Raw genomic sequence first — 23,349 nt, forward strand, 5'->3', positions numbered from 1 at the left:
CATTGAATGTGGCAGAAAGGAGTTACATACATGAACGTCATTTTATATTTAAGCGTAGCTCTCATTGCGATCGCCTTTTTTATTTTAGTGATTTATCTCGTCAAAACATTAAAAACGGTACAAGGGATGCTGCAAAGTTTAACAAAAACGATTGAGGGAATTGAAAAACAAATGAATGAAATCGGAACGGAAACGACACAATTATTACATAAGACAAACGCCGTTGCCGATGATGTGCAGAAAAAAGTCGAGAGCCTCAATGCTGTATTTGATGCTGTTAAGCAAGTAGGGGCAACCGTTCAAACATTCAATGACTCATTGACAAAAAAATTAACGGCAAATGAACAAAAAGTGGCCCAAGTGGTGCAATGGGGAAATGCATTATTAGAAATATGGGAAAAATGGAAGGAAAAGAAGAATAAATAAGGGGGGCTATTCATGGCGAAAAATGGTTCTTTTCTATTCGGAGCTATTGTTGGCGGAATCGCGGGAGCGGCAGCAGCGCTCTTTTTATCAAGTGAACGCGGAAAGCAATGGTTGGATGAAATAAAACGAACAGATCTAAAAAATATGCAAGAAGCAGTGAGGCAAAAAGTAACAACCTTATTCGAGAATGAAAAACAGGAAGAGGAAGCGTCTTCCTCGCCGAGCATTTCCATTCCGATTCCGAATGTCAATGATGTTGAACAATTATTAAAGGAAACGGAACAAGCGGTCGCTGATGCTGAACAGCTTTTTGAACAGCGAGGTGACGAACGTGCAAAAGCTTGAAACGATTGAACAATTTGAGAGCATTCAGAAGCAAAATCGTCCGTTTTTGCTCATGAAGCATAGCTTAACGTGTCCGATTAGCCAAAATGCATGGGGTGAATTTGAACGCTTTGCCAAAGATCATTCAGACATCGAGACGTATTATTTATATGTCCAAGAAGCGCGCCCGTTATCGAATTATATTGCGGAAACATTTCAAATTAAACATGAGTCTCCGCAAGTGCTTTTTATTGCTGATGATCGCGTTCAATGGCACGCTTCCCATTGGAATATCACATACGGACAAATGAAAAAAGCAGCTATGAATGAATCATAGCTGCTTTTTTTCATCCCAAACAATTTCTAGTCGATCTCCTGGAGCAAGAGGGTCGTAAAAGGTAGTCGGTTCTCCGTTTTTTAAAAGAGTAAATTTCATTGACGATGTTGCAGGGATGTCTACTTGCACATATTTAAACACATCTTGAAAAATAAATGGCTCGATCTTATGTTCAATCAGTTCTAATTCATCGCCGTGATGAATGAGATCATCTTCATGCAATGGCTGTCCGTCACGGTGCAGTTCGGCGACGGGTTTGGTTAAGGAAAGCATTTTGCCGTTAAATAGAATTGGGATGGTATAGTAAAGTTGAATTTGCTTTGCCTCAGCAAATTGTTTAACGGTTGGTTCAGTTGCGTTTATAATTTCAATGTTGTCGCCATCATCAAAGGAAGAATACGGCTTGCACTCGATTCCGTTACGATAAACTTTCCCTGCCCATTCATGTAATTCGATTGTTTTCCCATTTAGTTGAAAGGTAAACGGCTGCAGTGCATGAAGCAAATGAATATTGTTTGTCGCTTTAAGAAGCTGTTCGATCGTCTCAGGCATATGGACGACGATTTCATCACGATCGTTCACTTTTGCATCTAAGGATGCAGGTTGCCCATTTTGATAAACAGTTGCTTGAACAGTATACTCTTTTTGATTGATGATGACACGTTTCGTCGGCAAAGATTCGAGTAAATCGCTTAAGCAAATCGATGAAGGGGAACCGTCTTTTCCTTTTTCGACCGTGATCCGATCGCCGTCCACGATTTCGGTATCGAACGATGCAGGTACCCCGTTTTTCAAAATAAGCGGTGGTTCACCATATGTTCCTGGCAAGGTGATGACTTTGCCGTTTAGTGTGACAACACAAGCCATCCCAGGTTTGCCGTATAACTTATTGATTTGAATGCCGGCGGCTAGCAAACAGTCACCAATGGTTAGTTTTTTCATGTCAAATAGACGAATGACTTGTTCGTTGACATGGACGGTAATGTACTGAATCGGCGACTGTTTAGCGGCGATCGCAATGCCGATTGGTGTGACGAGTTCTGGACGATTTTTCATTTCCTCTTTGTCGATGGATAATCTTTGAATAGCATCAATGCCGCGAATAGCGACACGGTTTTCAGGAAGTCCTAATTTTTCAGCTAATCGTTTTGGCAGCTCTGGCGTTAAGCTTCCACCGCCGACGAGCATGACGGCCTTCGGAGCTTTTTGATTGTTTAATCTTAAAATTTCTTCGCTAATTGCACTGGCAAGACGATCAATCGCATCAGAAATGGCCGCAATCATTTCTTCGCGCGGCACTTCCGTTTCAAATCCGAGAATATCGGTAATGGTGACCGTTTCGTTTGTATGTAATGCGCGTTTGGCTTGTTCGGCAAGCGGAAAATCAAGCAAATAATGGTCAGAAATCGCTTCGGTAATTTCGTCACCAGCCATTGGCACCATTCCGTAAGCGACGACCGTACCAAGATCCGTAATGGCAATATCGGATGTACCAGCTCCGATATCGACAAGGGCGACATTTAAGCGACGCATCGTCGGTGGAATTAAAACATTCATGGCGGCAATCGGTTCAAGCGTTAACGCTTCCATTTCAAGTCCAGCACGCTGCAAGGAAGCCATTAGCGACTCGACGACAAGCTTCGGTAAAAACGTCGCAATGACTTCCACGCTTGCCTCTTCTCCTTGTTGGTCAATGAGACTGCCGATTTCTTCACCGTCAATTTCATAACGAACGACTGAGTAGCCGACGCAATAATAATGATGGCTTTTTTCTGTTGTCGACTGAGCGGCAAGGGAAGCTTGTGCTTGCTGTACAGCGGCTAATTCCAAATAAGTGACATCTTCTTTTGTAAGCAGCGGCTTTCCAACAATCGAAATGGATATTTTTGCTTTTTCTGTTTTTAACGCTCGTCCTGCTGCGGCAACGCATACTCGCTTAAGCGGGCCATGTTTTTCTTCTAATGTTTGTTTAATGTCAGTGATGACTTGGGCGACGGCTAGCACGTCATGAATTTGCCCATCTAGCATGGCGCGTTCCTCATGTTCTTTGATGACGATATCTATTACTTGATAATGTCCCTCTTCTTCCTTTAAAATAATTCCAACTACTGAGCGAGTACCGATGTCTAATGCGAAAATCAAGAACGCCTCACCTTCTTTTTTAAAGAATCATAAAATGCTTTATCGCTTAAAAGCGTTTAATAAATAAAGGGGTGACAAGTTTATCCATTTCGTTTATAATAATCTCTAATTATATAGAAATGTACCATATTTTTCAGCATATATAAAGAAAGGATGAGATCGATGAGCAACGAACGATTAGATGAATTGAGGGCAAAGATTGACGAGTTGAACTTGCAGTTGTTAAAACTGATTAACGAGCGCGGTCGACTTGTCCAAGAAATCGGAAAAATTAAAGATGCGCAAGGGACGTATTTTTATGATCCGGTTCGCGAAAGAAAAATGCTTGATTTAATTCTTGAACATAATGATGGGCCGTTTGAAACGGCGACATTAAAACATATTTTTAAAGAGATTTTCAAGGCAGGATTAGAGTTGCAAGAAGATGACCATCGTAAAGCGCTGCTCGTTTCACGCAAGAAAAAACCAGAAAATACGATTGTTGATGTAAAAGGCGAAAAAATCGGTGATGGCAAGCAATATTTTATCATGGGGCCATGCGCCGTTGAAAGCTACGAGCAAGTGGCTGAGGTAGCGAAAGCAATCAAACAGCATGGATTAAAGTTGTTGCGTGGGGGAGCATATAAACCGCGTACATCTCCTTACGATTTCCAAGGATTAGGGCTAGAAGGGTTAAAAATTTTAAAACGAATTGCCGATGAATTTGATTTAGCGGTTATTAGTGAAATTGTCACTCCAGCCGATATTGAAAAAGCGTTAGATTATATTGACGTGATCCAAATCGGAGCACGCAACATGCAAAACTTCGAGCTGTTAAAAGCAGCAGGTCAAGTGAATAAACCTGTGCTATTGAAACGCGGTTTAGCGGCAACGATTGAAGAGCTTATCAATGCGGCCGAGTACATTATGTCACAAGGAAATGGTCAAATTATTTTGTGCGAACGCGGCATTCGCACATATGAAAAAGCGACGCGCAATACGCTTGACATTTCCGCTGTTCCAATTTTGAAAAAAGAAACGCATTTACCTGTTGTGGTGGATGTAACGCATTCGACAGGAAGAAGAGATTTATTATTGCCGTGCGCAAAAGCAGCATTGGCCATCGGTGCGGACGGCGTCATGGCTGAAGTGCATCCTGATCCAGCTGTTGCACTATCCGACTCCGCTCAGCAGATGGATATTGAACAGTTCCATGAATTTATGGAGGAATTAAAAGCTTTTCAAAAACAAATGGTAAGAGCATAAATGAATCAAAGGAAGCTGACTGAGCTCATTGCTGTCATGTAATCGAGCTAGTCAGCTTTTTTCATCTAAATTTATGAAAACATTTGCAAATTATTTGTGAAAACGTTGCTTATTGCCTATAATGTATCGTATCATATTTCTACATAAATTTGTTGTATATGCGAATCGCCGATTGATAATAGATGAAAAATAAGAAAAAAAGGAGTGTACATACGATGAATGTAACGATCTATGATGTGGCACGTGAAGCCAATGTGTCAATGGCAACGGTTTCGCGAGTGGTGAATGGCAATCCAAACGTCAAACCATCAACGCGAAAAAAGGTATTGGAAGTTATTGAACGATTAGGTTATCGTCCAAATGCGGTTGCGAGAGGGCTTGCGAGCAAAAAAACGACAACTGTTGGTGTCATCATTCCTGATATTTCGAGCATCTTCTTTGCCGAAATGGCTCGAGGAATCGAAGATATCGCTACGATGTACAAATATAACATTATTTTAAGCAACTCCGACCAAAATAAAGACAAGGAATTGCACTTATTAAACACAATGCTCGCAAAACAAGTAGATGGTATTTTATTTATGGGCGGAGATATTACCGAGGAGCATGTGGAAGAATTTAAAAAATCGCCTGTTCCGATCGTATTAGCGGCGACAATCGAAAAAAATAACATCATTCCGTCTGTGAATATTGATTATGAACAAGCAGCATACGATGCGGTAAAAATGTTGATTGATAAAGGACATAAACGAATTGCCTACGTAACAGGGCCATTGAACGATCCGATCAATGGTTTGAAAAAACTGGCTGGTTATCGCCGGGCATTAGAAGAAGCAGGAATTGTTTACGATGAACAATTGATTGTCGAAGGAGACTACACATACGATTCTGGAATAGAGGCTTATGAAAAGATTGCGGAATTAGCTGAACAGCCAACTGCCATTTTTGTTGGTACAGATGAAATGGCGCTCGGAGTCATTCATGGTGCGCAAGATCGTGGTGTAAATATTCCAGAACAGCTAGAAGTGGTCGGATTTGATAATACGCGTTTAGCGACGATGGTTCGTCCAAAGTTAACGACGGTTGTTCAACCAATGTATGATATTGGAGCTGTCGCGATGCGCCTTCTTACAAAATATATGAATAAAGAACGTGTCGATAACCACATCGTTGTTTTGCCACACCGAATTGAATACCGTGAATCGACGAAGTAAAAGTAAAAAGAGGCTTTCAAAAAGCCTCTTTTGTTTTACAATAAATTCAGCTTTTGTTTGTTGATTCGAATTGGTTGAAGTGCTTTCATCACAGTTTGCGCATTTTTTTCCGTAATTTCAGCTTTACGTGGAATAGGCGGATATAAATCATCTGGATCGTCCCATTCCGTTGGGAGCGGAACTGGAGAATGCTTTTGCCACTCATCAATCCATTCTTTCGGTAAAGGTCCAGAAATGTTTGATTGTTCAGTCATTTCAAGCCAGAGCAACGCCCAAGCGCGCGGAACGACCCGCCAAATGTCGTACCCGCCACCACCGACGGCAATCCAACGTCCGTCGCAATATTGATGAGCGATTTCATGCGCAAGTTTTGGAATTTCGCGATAGATGCGCATTGTGGTTGATAAGTGAGTAAGCGGATCGTAATAATGAGCGTCTACACCGTTTTGGGTTAAGATGACATCTGGTCTGAAGAAATCGGCAATTTCGCGCAACGCCTGCGTATAAGCATCGAGCCATGATTCATCTTCAGTAAAAGCGTCGACAGGAATGTTAAAAGAATAACCGTATCCTTTTCCTTGTCCGCGTTCATTAACGTTTCCTGTTCCAGGAAATAAATAACGGCCTGTTTCGTGAATGGAAAATGTACAGACGTTTGGATCATCATAAAACGTCCACTGAACGCCATCGCCATGATGGGCATCTGTATCCACGTAGAGGACGCGAAGCTGATATTTTTCTTGAATATACTTAATCGCGACAGAACTGTCGTTGTAGATGCAAAATCCTGAGGCTTTGCCTCGAAAACCGTGATGAAGTCCGCCGCCTAAACTTAACGCATGCTTCGCTTTTCCAGATAACACATAATCGACCGCTGTAAGCGTTCCGCCAACGAGCAAAGCGCTCGCTTCGTGCATATTTGGAAAAATGGGTGTATCCTCTGTACCGAGGCCGTAATTTAAGGCGACTTCTTCAGAGAGTTTCCCCTTTCCTGCCATTTTTACAGCTTCGATATAATCGCGATCGTGCACAAGAGCTAGTTCTTCATCGGTTGCCATGCGCGGTTCAACAATTTGCGCATCGTCAAGCGCGTTTATTTTTCGCAATAAATCGTATGTCAATTTGACACGTAATTGATTAAAGGGATGGCGATCGTGGAATTTATATGTTTGAAATGCATCAGAGTAGACGAATACGCTGTTTTTGCTCATGATGAAACCCCCGGCAGGTTCGGCCATAAAACGTGGTAACCTTCTGTTCGTAAATCAGAAATAATCGCCATCGGGTTCATCGTTTGAATGCGGAAAACGAGAATTTTGTAACGTTCGTCTTGATCAGGATAAACGAGCACGCTCGAAATGTTGATATTTCTTTTTTGAAAAACAGAGGCAACTTCACTAAGCATTCCTGCTCGATTCGGCACTTTTACTTCAATTTGTGATCCCGGCTGATGAGCGCCAGTTAATTGTACGAGCGTGTACAACAAGTCGGTTTCTGTCACGATGCCAACGAGTTTTTGTTCTTTCACAATGGGCAAACAGCTAATGCGGTGCTCGTAAAAGAGTGCAGCAATTTCTTCGACAAAGTCAAGCGGATGTCCAGTGATGACATTTGTTTTCATAATGGTGCTAAGCGGTTTTTGCAAGTCTTCTAAATGTTCATTTGCATGGAAAATGGACGGACTTGCATCGCGGAGATCACGATCGGTTACAATGCCAATGACATGGTTTTCATCATCGATGATTGGAAGATGACGAATTTTTTTTTGCTTTACGATGTTCATTGCATCGGCGATTGTATTCCATGCTTTTAATGTAATGACATTCGTTTTCATAATTTGCTCAACAATCATTTTCCCATCCCCCTTGTCTGTTAATACATAAACCGATTCATAAAGCGAAGTCGGTCAAACTTTTGAATGGATTCTTGATCGACACGTTTGCCGATTCGAGCCATTAAACAATTGGCTGGATGCGAACAAATTTCTGGGTCATCCGTCGCATACCAAACAAGTCCCCCTGCATTCATCATTTTCTCCATTACTTTTCGATACTCCCATACATTTAGCCCTGTTCTTTTTAGGTCCCAATGCCAGTAATATTCCGTTGTAATAATGATATAGTCTTCCATCGCATCATCCATCATCGCTACGATTAGTAAGTTTTTCCCGACGCCATATCCGCGGAAATCGGGGATGACTTCAATGGCGCCTAGCTCAATTAAATTGTCCATATTTCCTTGCGACCATCTTTCAAGAGGATCTGGATATAAAAAGGTAACATATCCAACAATGGTTTGACCGTGTCGAGCAATGATGATTCTTCCTTCAGGAAGAGCTGCGATTTCAATGAGCGCTTTATGCTGTTGTTCTGGCTGGCGAAAGGCGGTTAAGTCATGATGAAATTCGTAGCTCGCTAATTTTTCTGGCGGAATGGGACCTTCAATAATGAGCGTTCCTTTCGGTGTTTTTAACTGTTTGGCGTTATATGTTTTTTTATGTTCCATTCATTCACCACCTACATATGATCTTATTTCCATTATACATAAAAAAATAAAATTTAAAGCGTTTTCACAATATATACAAATTTAAATTTTTTAAAAATTGAGAAATTGACAATGTTATAATATAATACAAATGTAAAGACTTTACACAAGGGGGAGTTTGGGAATGATAAAAGTGGAAGCGCTACCAGTCATTCAAGGGGATTTCAATTTGAAAAACTACGAAGAGACGTACAAAACATTTGATTGGTCAGAAGCAGAAAAAAATTTTTCTTGGTATGAAACAGGAAAAGTGAACATGGCATATGAAGCGATCGACCGCCATGTCGAAACGTTTCGCAAAAACAAAGTGGCGCTTTATTACCGTGATGCAACAAGGGAAGAAAAGTATACGTTTAAAGAAATGAAAGAGTTTTCGAATAAAGTAGCAAACGTATTAAAAGAAGTAGCGAATGTTGAAAAAGGAGATCGTGTTTTTATTTTTATGCCGCGTTCTCCAGAACTATACTTTTCTGTGTTAGGGACCATTAAACTAGGTGCGATTGTCGGTCCGCTTTTTGAAGCGTTTATGGAAGTAGCGGTGCGCGATCGTCTGGAGGATAGCGAAGCGAAAGTGCTTATTACGACCCCTGAGCTTCTTCCGCGCGTTCCTGTTGATGAATTGCCAGCGTTAAAATATGTGTTTTTAGTCGGCGAAGACATTAAGGAAGAAGGGCCGTTTTTTGATTTGAAAAAGCGGATGCAGGCGGCAAGCAAACATTTTGATATTGAATGGGTGGACCGTGAAGACGGTTTGATTTTGCATTACACTTCTGGTTCCACTGGAAAGCCAAAAGGGGTATTGCATGTCCACAATGCGATGATTCAACATTATCAGACAGCAAAATGGGTATTAGACTTAAAAGAAGATGACGTATACTGGTGCACGGCAGACCCAGGTTGGGTAACAGGAACATCCTACGGCATTTTTGGTCCGTGGCTTTGCGGAGCGTCGAACGTCATTCTTGGCGGTCGCTTTAATCCAGAAACGTGGTATAAAACGATTGAAGACTACGGTGTTACCGTATGGTATAGCGCTCCAACGGCGTTTCGTATGTTGATGGGTGCAGGGGACGAGCTTGTCAAGAAATTTGATTTAAGTTCGTTGCGCCATATTTTAAGCGTCGGTGAACCATTGAATCCAGAAGTTGTGCGCTGGGGAATGAAAGTGTTTAATTGTCGCATTCATGATACGTGGTGGATGACAGAAACAGGAGCCCAACTGATTTGTAACTATCCGTGTATGGAAATTAAGCCGGGATCGATGGGGAAACCGATTCCAGGCGTTAAAGCAGCAATTGTCGATGATCAAGGAAATGAGCTTCCGCCATATCGAATGGGAAACTTAGCAATCAAAAAAGGCTGGCCATCAATGATGCGCGCGATTTGGAACAATCCGCAAAAATATGAGTCGTATTTCTTGCCAGGTGACTGGTATGTGTCTGGGGATTCTGCCTATATGGATGAAGATGGATATTTCTGGTTCCAAGGGCGAGTCGATGATGTCATTATGACAGCGGGTGAACGCGTCGGTCCGTTTGAAGTGGAAAGTAAACTAGTCGAACATCCTGCCGTTGCCGAAGCAGGGGTAATCGGAAAGCCAGATCCGGTGCGCGGTGAGATTATTAAAGCGTTCATTTCTCTTCGCGATGGGTACGAGCCTTCCGAAGAATTAATTGAAGATATTCGAAACTTCGTCAAAAAAGGATTGGCTGCACATGCTGCGCCGCGTGAAATTGAATTTCGCGACAAGTTACCGAAAACGCGAAGCGGAAAGATTATGCGCCGCGTCTTAAAAGCGTGGGAGTTGAACTTGCCAACAGGGGATTTATCGACTATGGAGGATTAATGTGAAAAGGGATTTGCGCTTGGCAAATCCCTTTATTGCTGCTCAGATTCTTGTTGTTCAGGATTTTGTTGCTGTTTGGGCTCTTTTTGTGGTTCGACAGGTTCTGGTAAAGGAATGGTGCTCGATTGTTGGGTTTTCCGTACAATGTTTGATGGATTCGATTCTAATCCCCCAATATCGACAGCGGTTACATAGTAAATTCCGTTTAGAGATGAGTCGGTAAACGATAAAGATTGGCCTGCTTGAATGGAAGCAATAACACGGAATGGAGCACCATCAAAATCAGCGCGATACAAACGATAGCCAATGACGTCTTGCTCATCATGTTGATTCCAACTAAGAGTGTTTCCTTTCAGCTTTAACGAAAGGGGATCCGGTTTCTTTCCGTTTTCTTCTAATTTTTTAGCGACAAGCACTTGCCCCCATTGTTCGCGTTGCGGAATGAGCTTGCTAAAATCGTTTAAGTGTTGAATTCCCCATTCTTCCAATAGCGTTTCGTCAATCATCACTCCTTCCTTTGTAAACTCTTTTGGTGTTGAAGGAAGTGCGATATAACGTTTTCCATTTATTTCAACAAACGTACTGCTTAACAAATAGGAATCTACTTTTCTTGGAACGAATTTTGCATTGTATAAATCGTTTTTAACTAATCCGTGTTTTACGCATAAATCGGATGGAAGCAATCCTGAAATAGCACAATAAGAACGGCGAACAATTCCACCTGGCATGTTAAATCGTTCTTTTGGAGCGATGAGTTCTGGGCGAACATCGTACGCAGCGTTCATCAATTGCGCCCAAAGAAGCAAGTTGCGCTGTCCGTATGTTAATCCTTTATAGCGGTTTTCTAAAGGTTTTGGTGTATCATACCCCATCCAAATGCCAAATGTCACATTTGGATTTGTAGCGACAAACCAAGCGTCTTTTGTATCTTGTCCCGTTCCTGTTTTTCCCGCCCAATCGGCGGAAAATTTTAATTTCCCTTTCAAGTAAGACGCCGTTCCGTTACGAATGACATCGCGCATCATATCGATCGTTAAATAAGCGGTTTGCGGTGAAAACACGTCGACAGGTTGACTTTTATGTTCGTAGACGATGTTTCCATTTTTATCGACAATTTTTTCGATCAAGTAGGCGTCAATAAATGTTCCGCCATTTGCAAAAGTAGCGTAAGCGTTCACATTTTCTTCAACGGTCACACCTTTTGTTAACGCTCCAAGCGCCAATGATGGAATTGTCGCATCCTCTTGGGTTAAACTTGTAAAGCCCATTTTCTCTAAATACGAGACAGGGCGTTGGTCAATAATGCGCATGTACGTGCGAATAGCCGGGATGTTATATGACCTTTGCAACGCATAGCGAATCGACGTTAACCCATGTGTTTTGCCATCTGCGTTTTTCGGTCTATACACGTCTTTTGATGTACGAATTTCCAGATCAATATCCGGAACGACTGACCCAGGTTGGACAACTCCCATTTCCATCGCTGGGGCATAAACGAGTAACGGCTTCATCGTTGAACCATTTGAGCGGTACGCTTGTGTTGCGTGATTTAACTGTTGACGTTTATAATCTCTTCCGCCGACAAAACTAATAATTTTCCCAGTCTTATTTTCGATGAGCATCGCTCCAACCTCGACAGGTTCGCGTACAGATATGAACTGTCCTGTCTTTTCATCCCTTTTACGAACGGTAATATCGCTGCCGAAATAAGGATATTTTTCAACGACCGCTTGCATTCGCTCGTAAATATCTTTGTCGATGGTTGTATAGATGGTATAACCGTTTTGTCGCAACTGTTTTTCTGCCTTTTTGACATATTCGTTATATAAATTTTGATTGGACAATAAATCTTTTTTTTCATAACCGTCTTTTTTGGCAAGAAGATCGATAAAAATGTTCTTTGCTCGGCGTTCAATTTCGAATGTAAGCCAAGGATATTTTTCAATTGGTGAAGGAGAAGAAGAAATGAAATCCTTGGTAATATCATATTGCAATGCTTCTTTATATTCTTTGTCTGAAATGTAGCCTGCTTTTTTCATTCGTGTTAATACCGTTTTCATTCGGTTGAGAGCAGGAGACAGATCATCTTTTACTTCTCCATCGCTTGTAAAAGGCGTGTAGCGGAATGGGCTTTGTGGCAACCCAGCTAAAAAAGCAGCCTGCGGCAACGTTAAATCTTTCGCATTGACACCAAAAATTCCTTTTGCTGCTGCTTGAATGCCAGCAATATTCCGCCCGGATGCGTTTCTCCCAAACGGAACAACGTTTAAGTACGCTTCTAAAATTTCTTCTTTAGAGAAAAACTTTTCAAGCCGCAATGCCAGCAATACTTCTTTTGCTTTTCGTTCAAAGGACACTTCGTTCGTTAAAATTTGATTTTTTACAAGTTGCTGTGTTAATGTGCTTCCGCCGCTTCGCATAGCGGAGTTGGTCGCTTCTTGATATAATGCACGAATAATTGCTTTGGGAACAACCCCTTTATGTTCATAAAAATGTTCATCCTCTGTAGCGATGACGGCATGAACGAGGTGAGGCGAAACTTCGTCTAGTTTGACTTCATCTCGCTCTAAATCTGAACGAAAATGACCGAGATATTGATTGTTGGCAAAATAAATATGAGTTGTCTCCTCATAGTTGTAAATGTCTCTTTTCATTTCTTTGTAAGGGAGGGGCTTCTCATCTTTCACAAGCGAAGCAAAATAGCCTGCTCCCACGCCGAAGGCAAAACTAAAGAGACAAATTCCGACAACGATAAAAATTAAAAATAAATTCCAAAAAACTTCGTATGTAATGCGTAAATGATGTATTATTTTCTGAAGGGAAGGTCGATTCCATTTTTTATTCATAGCATCCTCCGATCAGCAACAAAAATGGTTTTTAATGATGAATGAGCATGTTTTTTAACGAGCTTTTTCCAAATAAAATCCATGAATGTGGCACATAAAGTAAAATCCATTTTACAATATAATAACTTGCAAAATACATGACGACAGCCGAAATGATTTGCCAAGAATGGAAAACGAAAGGAGATCCGCTTGATAATAGTTGTCTCATGACTAATAAAATGAGAGGATGGATCATGAAAATACCGAATGATAACTCCCCTAATTCTAAGAAATGTTTTTTCGACTTGGATGAAATCTGTTCATATGATAAGATAGATAATGTCAAAATAAAAGTTGCACTGATCAATCCAAATCCACTCCAAAATACTTCATGAACCAACGATGAAACGATTAGACGTTTTGTTTGAATGTCATAAATGAGAAAAGAGTAAATTCCCCAAACAAACCCAAATAAAATAAAGTTCACAACAATATAGTGAATGCTTCTCTTGATATCTTTTATCCAATTGTAGATTCTTTCGTAATAAATGGCTAAATACGCGCCAGTCAAACAGAACGAGGCATACGAAAAGAGAATACTCGCTTTTCTTGGGGTTTGCAAATAATTCATGTTTGTATAAACCCAAAGAAACTGAACAAGAATTCCGATCCAAATCGCATGTTTTCTAAAAAAGGGATAACGTTGAAATAACCAAAGCAAAAACGGAAAAATGAGATAGAACTGAAGAAGGATGACAATAAAATACAAATGAGTATAAGCCGTTCCGAATGCAATCGATTTGCTTAATTGAATGATGAAATCGTTAAAAGAAACTGGTGCATGATCGAGAAAAAATTTAACAAAAAAATAAATCACAGAAAAGGATAGATAAGGTACAAGAATATACAATAAGCGATTTTTATAAAATTTTTGTATAGTAACTCGGTTGATTGGCTTTTCATAGTATGTGTAAAATAAAACAAGACTACTTAATAAAAGGAATGTAGGGACTCCGATTTTTCCTAATACATTGAGCAGTACATAAAAGGGAAAAACAAATGAATCTGGCGATGTTTTGGCAAAACCAAGTGAAGTAACATGAACAAATAACACCGCAAACATCGCATATACTCTAGCCATCTGAATTTCCTCTAGATATCTTTTCATCTTGCCCCTCTTTTCGTTAACATGTTTAAACCATATTATACCATAAATTTGTCTAATAAAATGGGATTTTGTTTATTTTTGTTGAAAGGTTTGACAATGGATAGGAATTTATGATAAAAGATGTTATATCGACATATGAATAAATGGGCGATGAAGGGAAGAAGTAGTGTTTATCTCCCTGCTTTCAGAGAGCTGATGGTTGGTGCGAATCAGCGCAAAGATAAACATGAATTACGTCCTGGAGCATCTTTTGTGAACGGCTTGGCCAAGTAGCAAAAGACGGTGAAAACCGTTATCTCAATGAGTGAGAGAACGTCTTGTTCTCTAAGTAGGGTGGTACCGCGATTACAACTCGTCCCTTCGTATTGGGGCGAGTTTTTTTATTTAACAAAATGGAGGGGTGGTAAGCATGGAACTTTTAAAAGACTTACAATTTCGCGGACTCATTAATCAGGTGACGGATGAAGAAGGACTAGCTAAGTTGCTATCCGAGGAAAAAGTGAAAGTGTATTGTGGTTTTGACCCAACGGCAGATAGCTTGCATATCGGTCATTTGTTACCGATTTTAATGTTGCGTCGTTTCCAGCAAGCAGGACATCAACCGATTGCTCTTGTCGGTGGGGCGACCGGATTAATCGGGGATCCGAGCGGCAAAAAAGCAGAACGAAAACTGAATGAAAAAGAAACGGTTGCTCATTACAGTGAGCGCATTAAAGAACAACTGGCGCGCTTTCTTGATTTTGAACGAGAAGAGAATCCAGCGATTATCGCAAACAATTATGAATGGATTGGTTCTTTAGATGTCATTACATTTTTACGTGACGTCGGCAAACATTTTGGATTGAACTATATGCTGGCAAAAGAATCTGTTCAGTCACGCCTAGAGACAGGAATTTCATTTACTGAGTTTAGCTATATGATTTTACAATCGTACGACTTTTTAAAACTATATCAAATGTACGGATGCAAGCTGCAAATTGGTGGCAGTGATCAATGGGGGAACATTACCGCGGGATTAGAGCTCATTCGTAAAACAGAAGAGGATGCAAAGGCATATGGAATGACTGTTCCCCTTGTGACAAAAGCAGATGGAACAAAATTCGGAAAGACAGAAGGCGGAGCTGTATGGCTTGATCCAGAAAAAACAACACCGTATGAGTTTTATCAATTTTGGATTAATACGGATGATCGTGATGTTGTGAAATATTTAAAATATTTCACGTTCTTATCACATGAGGAAATTAATGAATTAGAAAAGCAAACGCTTGAAGCGCCAGAAAAGCGGGCAGCACAAAAAGCATTAGCAGCTGAAATGACGCGTTTGGTTCACGGTGAAGCAGCGCTCGAACAAGCGATCAAAATTTCTGAAGCGCTTTTCAGCGGAAACGTTGCTCAGCTAACGGCGAAGGAAATTGAACAAGGCTTTAAAGATGTGCCTTCATATGAATGTAGCGAACAAGAAATTGCGCTTTTAGAGTTGCTTGTGATGAGTGGAATTTGTCCTTCGAAGCGTCAAGCGCGCGAAGATATCACAAACGGCGCGATTTATGTAAACGGAGAACGCGTGCAAGATGTGAACAAAGTGCTCACACACGAAGATCGTCTTGATGGAAAATTCACGATCATTCGGCGCGGGAAAAAGAAATATTATTTAATTAAATACTAAAAAACATCCCCTCTCCATCGCGAGAGGGGATGTTTTTGATTAACGAGAATAGAACTCAACGATTAATGCTTCGTTGATTTCCGCAGGTAATTCAGAGCGTTCAGGTAAACGAGTGTACGTACCTTCTAATTTTTCAGCGTCAAGAGTTAAATAGTCAGGCACGAAATTATTTAGTTCAAGAGCTTCTTTAATCACTTGAAGATTGCGAGATTTTTCGCGAACAGAGATTGTTTGACCAGGTTTTACGCGATAAGATGGGATGTCAACGCGATTGCCATCAACTAAAATATGGCCATGGTTTACCAATTGACGAGCTTGACGGCGAGTGCGAGCAAAGCCTAAACGGTAAACAAGGTTATCTAAACGAGACTCAAGAAGAATCATGAAGTTTTCGCCGTGTTTACCAGGCATTTTGCCAGCTTCTTCGAACGTTTTGCGGAATTGACGTTCGTTTACTCCGTACATATGGCGAAGTTTTTGTTTTTCTTGTAATTGTAAACCGTACTCAGAAAGTTTTCTGCGTTGACCTGGACCATGTTGACCTGGTGGGTAAGGACGTTTTTGAAGCTCTTTACCTGTACCGCTTAGAGAAATACCAAGGCGGCGTGAAATTTTCCACATTGGACCTGTATAACGAGCCATGAATGCTCCTCCTTTGTTTTTATTTTTGGTAAAATAAAAACAGTCGTGCTTCACCAATTATAGCCATTTTGTTTTCATGTATCCTCGCTCTAGCAGCAGAGAGTTACACGATACACCGCCATTTAGAAGAAAACACTTCTAAAGGGGAACAAAATGAGCATATAAATGTGAGCACAAAGGCTGCAATATTTTACACAAAGGGTATTATAGTTTTTTTTAACGTCATAGTCAACATTTTTTTATATATAGTATTTAGGCAAGAGAATGTGATATGATATAATGAGATAGGTCATCTGATTTATAAATATGACAAAAAATATCATTTTTTTATGTATATAGTCATAAAAAGAGAGGAATTATGTGCGGGTGAGTGGAAAAAATGAATGTTCAAGAGCACGATATGTATGCATCTTTTAAGCAAAAGCTTTTTGATTGGTTTTTAGGTGAAAAAGATTTTAGTGACCTTTCTCGCGTGATGCAAGCAGTGATTGTTCTTTTAAAAGAAGAGTTTAAGCTCCTTGAAGTCACATTTTATTTATTAAATCCGCTAAAAAAGATCTTTCACCCAGAAGCGACAACCAATCGTTCCATTCAGTCAAATCCTGAACGATATGGAATCCCTTTTGACGAACGACTGAAAAAGGGGTTAGATGAAGTGCTCGTTACGGAGAATGGAGATGGAACAAAAACGGTTCAGTTCAGTTTGTATTTTTCAGAAGATTCTTTAGGATTAATCCGCTTTCAATTTCCTGAAGATTGGTTCATTAGGGATGAGTTTATTGGAAAAATCCAAAAAGATTTTTCGAAAATTTTCAACAAAATCAGAAAAATTTCACAAATTTTAAATGAAGAGAAACGATATGAACAATTGCATCGAGCGGCAACAAAGATTCACTCATCCATGAACATTGACGACGTGCTTGAAGAAATTGTTCGCACGTTAAAAGAAGTGTATCCGTCGTTTACTTGCCATTTATTTCTTTCACACGATAGCAGCACTCATCGCGATTTGCCGATTAAGCTTCTTTCATATGAAAATGAAGATGAACATATGGGAGCCATGCAGGCATACGTGACAGGGCAAATTCAGCTAGAAGATTCCTTGGCAAGCAAGAAGTCTATTATTTATGCGCCGATTAAAGGAGCGCAAGGGATTTACGGAGTCATTGAAATGATTGCTCCAACGATTATGGTTTTGCCAAAAAGTGAAATTCGTTTTATTTCTTTGCTGGCCAATACGGCAGGAAGTGCTTTAGAAAACGCAAAGTTATATGAACAATCAAAGCGATTAGTCGCTGATTTGCAACTTATTAATGAAACGATTCATCACTTAAATACGAATTTGCGTTTCCAAGATGCATTGCAGTTTATGGTTGAAAAAATTAAAACTTCTTTTGCAGCTGAAGAAGTCGGCTTTGTGATGATTCAAGGGAACGAACGAAAGATATTGCCTGGAAGTACACCGTTTTTTCATTCTCGAGATGCCAAAGCATACATTGATTTTGTATTGCATCGAATTCAATGTTCGCGTGATACACTGTTTTTAGGCGATGCAAAAATTAATGTGCAAAGTGGAGTCGTTTTTCGTTCACTGATGGCTGTTCCGATGATGCGCGGAATGATGAAAGGAGTGGCCATTGTTCTTCATCGCGAGGCGTACCATTTTTCTTTTGATATGTTTAAGTTGCTTCAATCATTAATTCATCATTCTACCCTTGCGTTTACAAACGCAGTGCTTCGCGAAGAGCTTGAGAGAATGGTCATCACCGATCGTCTGACAAATTTATATGCACGGCATTACTTGGATGAGCGTATTAAACGGTCGATGGAAGAAGATGGATTGGGGACGTTTATTTTAATTGATATTGATAATTTTAAAAAGATCAATGATACGTACGGACATCAGATCGGAGATGAAATTATTATTCAAGTTGCCAATATCATTAAAGCGAATATTCGTGAAAATGATATTGGTGCGCGCTGGGGAGGAGAAGAGCTCGCTGTTTACTTGCCGAAAGTATCGTTAAATGCAGGGATTTCCATTGCCAATCGTCTCGTTCAAAAAGTAAGAGAGCAAACAAACCCGCCTGTCACGATTTCGTGTGGTGTTTCATATTGGAAAAAGAATCGTTCAGATTCGGTCAAAGAGTTATTTAATCGTGCTGATGAGGCGTTGTATACAGCGAAAAGAACAGGAAAAAATCGCGTGGTTGTTCAAGAGTATTAAAAAGGAGGCGGTTATGACCAGCCTCTTTTTTATATGTAAAGATGATGGACTAACGTTTTTACGAATTTTTCTAAATACTGCTCGTCGATTTCATCAAAGCGATTTTTTATAGGACTATCGATATCAAGCACGCCGATGACTGTGTCGTCCTTGAGCATCGGAACAACGATTTCAGATTGTGAAGCAGCATCGCAGGCAATATGTCCAGGAAACAAGTGTACGTCCGCTACTCGCTCAGTTCGTTTGTTTTGCGCAGCGGTGCCGCATACCCCTTTTCCAAATGGGATTCGGACGCAAGCGGGGAGCCCTTGAAACGGTCCTAAAACAAGTTCATCCCCTTCTGTCAAATAAAAACCGACCCAGTTGATATTGTCTAGAAACTGATTGAGTAAGGCGGCAGCATTGGCCAAGTTGGCAATGATGTTCTTTTCCCCTGAAATTAAGGCTTCAAGCTGTTTAATGACAAGTTCATAATTTTCTTCTTTTGTCCCTGTATAAGCTTGAACATGAAACAAGAAACATCGCTCCTTTATTCATGAAATGTTAGAAATTATTGTAAAAGCATCATTGGATTATGTCAAATCAATCATCTTTTCGATTCCTTGGTGTAAGTCGCAAGCGCGGTGAGCATCCGATCCATAGACGAGCGGAATGTTCCGTTTTTTCGCTTCGACGATAACCCAATTTGGCGGATAAGGTTCTTGACAAAGCGGTTTATTGACACCTGCGCCATTATAGTCAAGTTCTAATTGCCGCCTTTTCATTTCATCAAGAATAAGCAAAATTTTTTCGCGCATCGGTTTGGCGCAAGGGTATTTTTTTTGAAATTTATGAACGAGCGTGATATGACCGATTCGCTTCGGTTTATAAGCGCCGAGATCGGTTTGAATCGACGTTAGCACGGTATCATAATAAGCTTCGTACACGTTTTCTACCGATCCAAATAGATTGATGATTTCTCCAAACATTTGCGCGCTGTAATCAAGGCAAAAATAACGGTTGTCTTTTTTTAAAAAATGGACGGATAAAATGCTGTCATCGAGATACGGACCAAATTCGTCTAAAAATTTTTTGGTTTTTTCTTCATAACCGACAATAAAATCGATCTCTAGACCAATATGGATTTGAATGTTGGAATGGTAGTTCTTTTTTAACGTGTTCAAAATTGATAAGTACGACTCTAGTTCACTTCTTCGCATTGCGCTATCTTGATAAGGGGTGGGATCTATGAATCCTTCCGGGAGAGGTGCGTGTTCGGTAAAAGAAATTTCTGTATATCCGAGCTCAATGGCACGTTCAATGTATTGTTCAAACGAATCTTGGCTCCCATGAGGACAAAAAGGCGTATGGATATGACCGTCTCTCATTTGAAAACCTCCTTATATTGCGCGAAGGGATGGGGATATTCGATAAAAAAAGATGAAATACGACAAAAATCAAGTTTTTTTGGAAAAAAAATTAAAATTTTTGCTCAAAAAATGTTGTTAACATGGTATCATAAAATCATTGAAAAGAAAAATGCCTTCTCATATTGAATTTTATGAACAGGACAGCAAGGAGGCTTATTATGAAATTGGTGATTATGATCTTGCTCCTGATTGCTGGAGTAATTACATATAGCTACATTTATCGAAAGCGGTTGTATAAACAAATTGATCGGTTAGAAGAATGGAAGATTGCGTTGATGAATCGCCCAGTCCCTGAAGAATTGTCAAAAGTAAAATCGTTAAACTTGATGGGAGAAACGGAGCAATTATTTGAACGATGGCGCAACGAGTGGGATGAAATTGTAGCCGTAAAGTTGCCGGACATTGAGGAAAAATTGATCGACATTGAAGAAGAAATTGTCAAATATCGTTTTGTGAAAGCGAAAGCCGAACTTTTAAAAACGGAACAGCAGTTAAGGAAAATCGAAGAGGAAATCCAGCAAATTCTTGTTGAGCTTCAAGAATTGATCGGCAGCGAGGAAAAAAACCGCACGGAAATTGAACAATTGAAGGAACTGTATCGACAAGTAAAAAAAGCGTTGCTCACCCATCGTCATTCATTTGGCAATGCAGAAATGTCGTTGGAACAGCGCGTAAACGAATTGCAGGAGAAATTTCATGAGTTTACAGAGTTAACAAAAGAGGGAAACTATTTAGCTGCTCGTGAAGTTGTGCTTTACATAAATAACGAGTTAAATGAATTGAACGAGCTAATTGAACAAATTCCGCTTCTTCTAAGCGATTGTCAAGTAGAAATTCCAGCGCAATTAGACAATATTTTAGACGGTTACCGTGAAATGTTGGAAAAAGGATATATTTTAGACCATCTTCCGATCGAAAAAGAAGTGGAAGAAATTCGTCAAAAATTAGAGCATTGTATGATGCTTATTGAAACGTTAGCGTTGCATGAAGCGCAAAAAGAGCTTGCCGAAATAAAAGATGATATAGACACGTTGTACGACTTGCTTGAAAAGGAAGTGCTCGCTCAACAATTCGTCCAAAACGAAATCGGAAACATTGAGCAAACGCTTTATCAATTAGAAGAAGAAACGAAAGAAACGCGAGATGAAACGTTATTTGTGCAGCAAAGCTACCAGCTTTCGCAAAGCGACCTTGAAAAATATCGCCAAATCGAAAAACAAGTTCAGCAATTAATGAAGCGATTTATGCTCATTCAAACGAAACTGTTAGAAGAACGATTGGCACATTCATTCGTTCAAGAAGAGTTAGAAGAAATATTGGCACAAATCCAAGCGGTGAAAGAACAGCATAAGCAGTTTCGCGATCTATTGTATGCACTGCGTAAAGATGAATTAGCTGCTCGTGAAAAGTTAGCTGAAATGAAAAAAAGATTATCTGAAGCATTGCGTCTTGTTAAAAAGAGCAAGCTGCCAGGATTGCCGCAATCGTATACGCTTCAATTAGGTGAAGCGCGTGAAAGTTTGACTCGCGTTTCGTTAAAGTTAGATGAGAAGCCGTTGAACATGGAAGCGGTCAATCAAACGTTAGATGAAGCGACGATACTCGTACAAAAAATATGCGAGCAAACGAAAGAAATGATTGAACAAGCTGAATTAGTGGAAAAAGTGATCCAGTATGGCAATCGCTATCGTAGCCGCTATCCAGAGGTGACGGAAGAATTAGAAGAAGCCGAACAGTTATTCCGAAATTATGAGTACGAACTTGCATTACAGAAAGCGATTGCCGCGGTTGAACAAGTTGAACGTGGCGCTTTTGAACGCATTCAAGCGCTGCTAAAAGAAAACGAGTGAAGGGGAGAACCTTTCACTCGTTTTTTATCCGATTTTTCGTTGTTGCTGAGGTGTTGATTTCATTCGCAACTGCGCAATCGCAAAGCCGATTAAACCACCGATGATTGCAGGAATGAACCAACCAACTCCTTGTTCAAATAACGGCAAAACGGCTTTGTATATACGTAAAATAAACGTGACATCGATGCCGGCTGCGTTGAATCCTTCAACGATACTAATGATGAATGTGCTAAACAACGCTCCGATATACACCTCTTGTCTGCCGTGAAAATGCTCATGTAAAAATGAAAGAGCAACAAGAACGATCGATAGTGGATAAAGGGTAATCAACACAGGGATCGAAAGTTTAATCAATTGTGTTAAGCCAACATTAGCAATCAGTGCGCTAAAGATGCTTATCAATATGACAAGTTTTTTATAATTTAGTTTTGGCGAAATTTTCGAAAAATAACTCGCGCATGAAGATAAAAGACCCACTGACGTTGTGAGACATGCGAGCATAATGACAATGGATAGTATGACGGTTCCGGCTTGTCCAAACAAATGAGTAGCCGCTTGACTAATAATTTCTCCGCCATTTTGTTTATATCCGATGGCTTCCACGCTTGAAGCCCCAATAAATGCAAGTGAGAAATAAACGAATATTAAACCGATCGCTGCCACTATTCCTGATTGAATGCAAAGTTTTGCCACCGTTTTATGATTGGAAACGCCTTTTTCTTTAATGGCGTTAACGACGATAATCCCAAATACTAATGCGGCAATCGCATCCATTGTTAAATATCCCTCAATGAACCCTTTGAAAAAAGGAGCGTCTGCATACGCTTTGGTTGGAGCTTGAAAAGGTCCCATCGGCGTCCATATGCTTTTCATAAAAAATAAAACAAGTCCAATCAATAAAAGCGGTGTCAATAGTTTTCCGATGCGATCAACCAATTTGGATGGATTGAGAGCGAGCCAAAGCGACAAGGCAAAGTAGGCGATGGTATAAATCGCCATCATCGCTGATCGATCGACGGTTTCTGGAAGAAAAGGTGTAATTCCAATCTCGAAAGAAACCGTTCCCGTGCGTGGAATGCCGAAAAAAGGCCCGATGGCTAAATACGTGGTTGCGGTAAGAATAACCCCAAATAATGGATGGGCGCGACTTGCAAGGGATTGTAAGTCGCTTCCAGATCGAGCGATTGCACTAACGGCTAAAATCGGTAGTCCTACTCCTGTGGTAATAAATCCAGCAATGGCGCTCCAAACGTTTTCTCCTGCAGCTTGGCCAAGAGCGGTTGGGAAAATCAAATTGCCGGCGCCGAAAAATAGAGCAAATAACATAAAACCAATGGCAACGACTTCTTTTAAAGATAATGTTCGATTCATGTTCTACCTCCTGCGATGTCTTTTTGACATTATCTATACTATCATACAAAATAGGAATTTTGTTGTTTTTACAAAAAGTTTAACTTTTTTAAATATTCTTTGATTATTTCTTT

Annotated in this window: 19 protein-coding genes and 1 other annotated feature; of the genes, 9 read left to right on the forward strand and 10 right to left on the reverse strand. The window is 40.2% G+C overall.

What is annotated here, in order from left to right; translation table 11 throughout:
• The first annotated feature begins 30 nt into the window (after window positions 1-30).
• The 3 genes from EDD69_RS03025 to ytxJ are packed head-to-tail and all read left to right on the forward strand — an operon-like array spanning window position 31 to window position 1,087.
• Window positions 31-426 carry a DUF948 domain-containing protein gene (locus EDD69_RS03025; RefSeq protein WP_132947493.1) on the forward strand — a complete coding sequence of 132 codons (396 nt, stop codon included), beginning with the start codon at window positions 31-33 and terminating at the stop codon, window positions 424-426.
• 12 nt (window positions 427-438) lie between these two features.
• The gene (locus EDD69_RS03030; RefSeq protein WP_132947494.1) at window positions 439-771 is read left to right on the forward strand and encodes a YtxH domain-containing protein; all 333 of its coding nucleotides are present in this window, start codon (window positions 439-441) and stop codon (window positions 769-771) included.
• Window positions 758-1,087 carry a bacillithiol system redox-active protein YtxJ gene (gene ytxJ, locus EDD69_RS03035; RefSeq protein ID WP_132947495.1) on the forward strand — a complete coding sequence of 110 codons (330 nt, stop codon included), beginning with the start codon at window positions 758-760 and terminating at the stop codon, window positions 1,085-1,087. Before EDD69_RS03030 ends, ytxJ begins: the two co-directional genes overlap by 14 nt.
• Here ytxJ and pilM read toward each other — a convergent pair.
• Window positions 1,082-3,229, reverse strand: coding sequence for a pilus assembly protein PilM (pilM, locus tag EDD69_RS03040; protein WP_132947496.1), 2,148 nt, complete (start codon window positions 3,227-3,229; stop codon window positions 1,082-1,084). The genes ytxJ and pilM overlap by 6 nt on opposite strands.
• 162 nt (window positions 3,230-3,391) lie before the next feature.
• Here pilM and EDD69_RS03045 point away from each other — a divergent pair, with 162 nt between their 5' ends.
• Window positions 3,392-4,474, forward strand: coding sequence for a bifunctional 3-deoxy-7-phosphoheptulonate synthase/chorismate mutase (locus EDD69_RS03045; protein ID WP_132947497.1), 1,083 nt, complete (start codon window positions 3,392-3,394; stop codon window positions 4,472-4,474).
• 215 nt (window positions 4,475-4,689) lie between these two features.
• A complete protein-coding gene (gene ccpA / locus EDD69_RS03050; protein WP_132947498.1) occupies window positions 4,690-5,688 on the forward strand; it encodes a catabolite control protein A in 999 nt (332 codons plus the stop codon).
• A 35-nt stretch (window positions 5,689-5,723) separates the two neighbouring features.
• Here the strand turns inward: ccpA and EDD69_RS03055 are convergent, their stop codons facing one another.
• Genes EDD69_RS03055 through EDD69_RS03065 form a run of 3 tightly spaced genes read right to left on the reverse strand, consistent with a single transcriptional unit; the run spans window position 5,724 to window position 8,193 of the window.
• Window positions 5,724-6,899 carry an acetoin utilization protein AcuC gene (locus tag EDD69_RS03055; protein WP_132947499.1) on the reverse strand — a complete coding sequence of 392 codons (1,176 nt, stop codon included), beginning with the start codon at window positions 6,897-6,899 and terminating at the stop codon, window positions 5,724-5,726.
• On the reverse strand, window positions 6,896-7,540 hold the full coding sequence (locus tag EDD69_RS03060) for an acetoin utilization AcuB family protein (RefSeq protein ID WP_132947500.1): 645 nt from the start codon (window positions 7,538-7,540) through the stop codon (window positions 6,896-6,898). The genes EDD69_RS03055 and EDD69_RS03060 overlap by 4 nt, the downstream gene beginning before the upstream one ends.
• Before the next feature lie 20 nt (window positions 7,541-7,560).
• Window positions 7,561-8,193, reverse strand: a complete 633-nt coding sequence (locus EDD69_RS03065; protein WP_132947501.1) for a GNAT family N-acetyltransferase — start codon at window positions 8,191-8,193, stop codon at window positions 7,561-7,563.
• Between the two features lie 166 nt (window positions 8,194-8,359).
• On the opposite strand from EDD69_RS03065, the gene acsA reads away from it, so the two are divergent.
• Complete coding sequence (gene acsA / locus EDD69_RS03070) at window positions 8,360-10,078, forward strand: acetate--CoA ligase (RefSeq protein WP_132947709.1); 1,719 nt, start codon at window positions 8,360-8,362, stop codon at window positions 10,076-10,078.
• 32 nt (window positions 10,079-10,110) lie between these two features.
• On the opposite strand, the gene EDD69_RS03075 is transcribed toward acsA, so the two are convergent.
• Both EDD69_RS03075 and EDD69_RS03080 read right to left on the reverse strand, forming a co-directional pair.
• Window positions 10,111-12,924: a transglycosylase domain-containing protein gene (locus tag EDD69_RS03075; RefSeq protein WP_132947502.1), complete on the reverse strand. Its 2,814-nt coding sequence runs from the start codon at window positions 12,922-12,924 to the stop codon at window positions 10,111-10,113.
• 31 nt (window positions 12,925-12,955) lie between these two features.
• The gene (locus EDD69_RS03080) at window positions 12,956-14,071 is read right to left on the reverse strand and encodes an acyltransferase (protein ID WP_132947503.1); all 1,116 of its coding nucleotides are present in this window, start codon (window positions 14,069-14,071) and stop codon (window positions 12,956-12,958) included.
• Window positions 14,072-14,212: 141 nt separating this feature from the next.
• Window positions 14,213-14,434, forward strand: a binding site (T-box leader).
• 46 nt (window positions 14,435-14,480) lie between these two features.
• Between EDD69_RS03080 and tyrS the strand changes: the two genes are divergently transcribed.
• A complete protein-coding gene (gene tyrS, locus EDD69_RS03085) occupies window positions 14,481-15,737 on the forward strand; it encodes a tyrosine--tRNA ligase (RefSeq protein WP_132947504.1) in 1,257 nt (418 codons plus the stop codon).
• A 39-nt stretch (window positions 15,738-15,776) separates the two neighbouring features.
• Here tyrS and rpsD read toward each other — a convergent pair whose 3' ends face one another.
• The gene (gene rpsD, locus EDD69_RS03090; protein WP_132947505.1) at window positions 15,777-16,379 is read right to left on the reverse strand and encodes a 30S ribosomal protein S4; all 603 of its coding nucleotides are present in this window, start codon (window positions 16,377-16,379) and stop codon (window positions 15,777-15,779) included.
• 379 nt (window positions 16,380-16,758) lie between these two features.
• Between rpsD and EDD69_RS03095 the strand changes: the two genes are divergently transcribed.
• Entirely contained in the window at window positions 16,759-18,606 is a 1,848-nt protein-coding gene (locus EDD69_RS03095) for a sensor domain-containing diguanylate cyclase (protein ID WP_165871715.1), read from the forward strand.
• A 29-nt stretch (window positions 18,607-18,635) separates the two neighbouring features.
• Here EDD69_RS03095 and EDD69_RS03100 read toward each other — a convergent pair whose 3' ends face one another.
• Both EDD69_RS03100 and hisJ read right to left on the reverse strand, forming a co-directional pair.
• A complete protein-coding gene (locus EDD69_RS03100) occupies window positions 18,636-19,121 on the reverse strand; it encodes a GAF domain-containing protein (protein ID WP_132947507.1) in 486 nt (161 codons plus the stop codon).
• Window positions 19,122-19,178: 57 nt separating this feature from the next.
• Complete coding sequence (gene hisJ, locus EDD69_RS03105; RefSeq protein WP_132947508.1) at window positions 19,179-19,973, reverse strand: histidinol-phosphatase HisJ; 795 nt, start codon at window positions 19,971-19,973, stop codon at window positions 19,179-19,181.
• Between the two features lie 200 nt (window positions 19,974-20,173).
• Here hisJ and ezrA point away from each other — a divergent pair, with 200 nt between their 5' ends.
• Complete coding sequence (ezrA, locus tag EDD69_RS03110; RefSeq protein ID WP_132947509.1) at window positions 20,174-21,865, forward strand: septation ring formation regulator EzrA; 1,692 nt, start codon at window positions 20,174-20,176, stop codon at window positions 21,863-21,865.
• Window positions 21,866-21,889: 24 nt separating this feature from the next.
• Here ezrA and brnQ read toward each other — a convergent pair whose 3' ends face one another.
• Window positions 21,890-23,236, reverse strand: a complete 1,347-nt coding sequence (brnQ, locus tag EDD69_RS03115) for a branched-chain amino acid transport system II carrier protein (protein WP_132947510.1) — start codon at window positions 23,234-23,236, stop codon at window positions 21,890-21,892.
• Window positions 23,237-23,349 lie beyond the last annotated feature (113 nt).

The organism is Thermolongibacillus altinsuensis (genome assembly GCF_004341205.1).
In the GTDB taxonomy this organism is placed as follows: domain Bacteria; phylum Bacillota; class Bacilli; order Bacillales; family Anoxybacillaceae; genus Thermolongibacillus; species Thermolongibacillus altinsuensis.

Bases quoted from the DNA above. Each gene is read 5' to 3' on its own strand.
- EDD69_RS03025 (WP_132947493.1), top strand. From the start codon at position 31: ATGAACGTCATTTTATATTTAAGCGTAGCTCTCATTGCGATCGCCTTT.
- EDD69_RS03030 (WP_132947494.1), top strand. From the start codon at position 439: ATGGCGAAAAATGGTTCTTTTCTATTCGGAGCTATTGTTGGCGGAATC.
- EDD69_RS03045 (WP_132947497.1), top strand. From the start codon at position 3,392: ATGAGCAACGAACGATTAGATGAATTGAGGGCAAAGATTGACGAGTTG.
- ccpA (WP_132947498.1), top strand. From the start codon at position 4,690: ATGAATGTAACGATCTATGATGTGGCACGTGAAGCCAATGTGTCAATG.
- EDD69_RS03055 (WP_132947499.1), bottom strand. From the start codon at position 6,899: ATGAGCAAAAACAGCGTATTCGTCTACTCTGATGCATTTCAAACATAT.
- EDD69_RS03060 (WP_132947500.1), bottom strand. From the start codon at position 7,540: ATGATTGTTGAGCAAATTATGAAAACGAATGTCATTACATTAAAAGCA.
- EDD69_RS03065 (WP_132947501.1), bottom strand. From the start codon at position 8,193: ATGGAACATAAAAAAACATATAACGCCAAACAGTTAAAAACACCGAAA.
- EDD69_RS03075 (WP_132947502.1), bottom strand. From the start codon at position 12,924: ATGAATAAAAAATGGAATCGACCTTCCCTTCAGAAAATAATACATCAT.
- EDD69_RS03080 (WP_132947503.1), bottom strand. From the start codon at position 14,071: ATGAAAAGATATCTAGAGGAAATTCAGATGGCTAGAGTATATGCGATG.
- tyrS (WP_132947504.1), top strand. From the start codon at position 14,481: ATGGAACTTTTAAAAGACTTACAATTTCGCGGACTCATTAATCAGGTG.
- rpsD (WP_132947505.1), bottom strand. From the start codon at position 16,379: ATGGCTCGTTATACAGGTCCAATGTGGAAAATTTCACGCCGCCTTGGT.
- EDD69_RS03095 (WP_165871715.1), top strand. From the start codon at position 16,759: ATGAATGTTCAAGAGCACGATATGTATGCATCTTTTAAGCAAAAGCTT.
- hisJ (WP_132947508.1), bottom strand. From the start codon at position 19,973: ATGAGAGACGGTCATATCCATACGCCTTTTTGTCCTCATGGGAGCCAA.
- ezrA (WP_132947509.1), top strand. From the start codon at position 20,174: ATGAAATTGGTGATTATGATCTTGCTCCTGATTGCTGGAGTAATTACA.
- brnQ (WP_132947510.1), bottom strand. From the start codon at position 23,236: ATGAATCGAACATTATCTTTAAAAGAAGTCGTTGCCATTGGTTTTATG.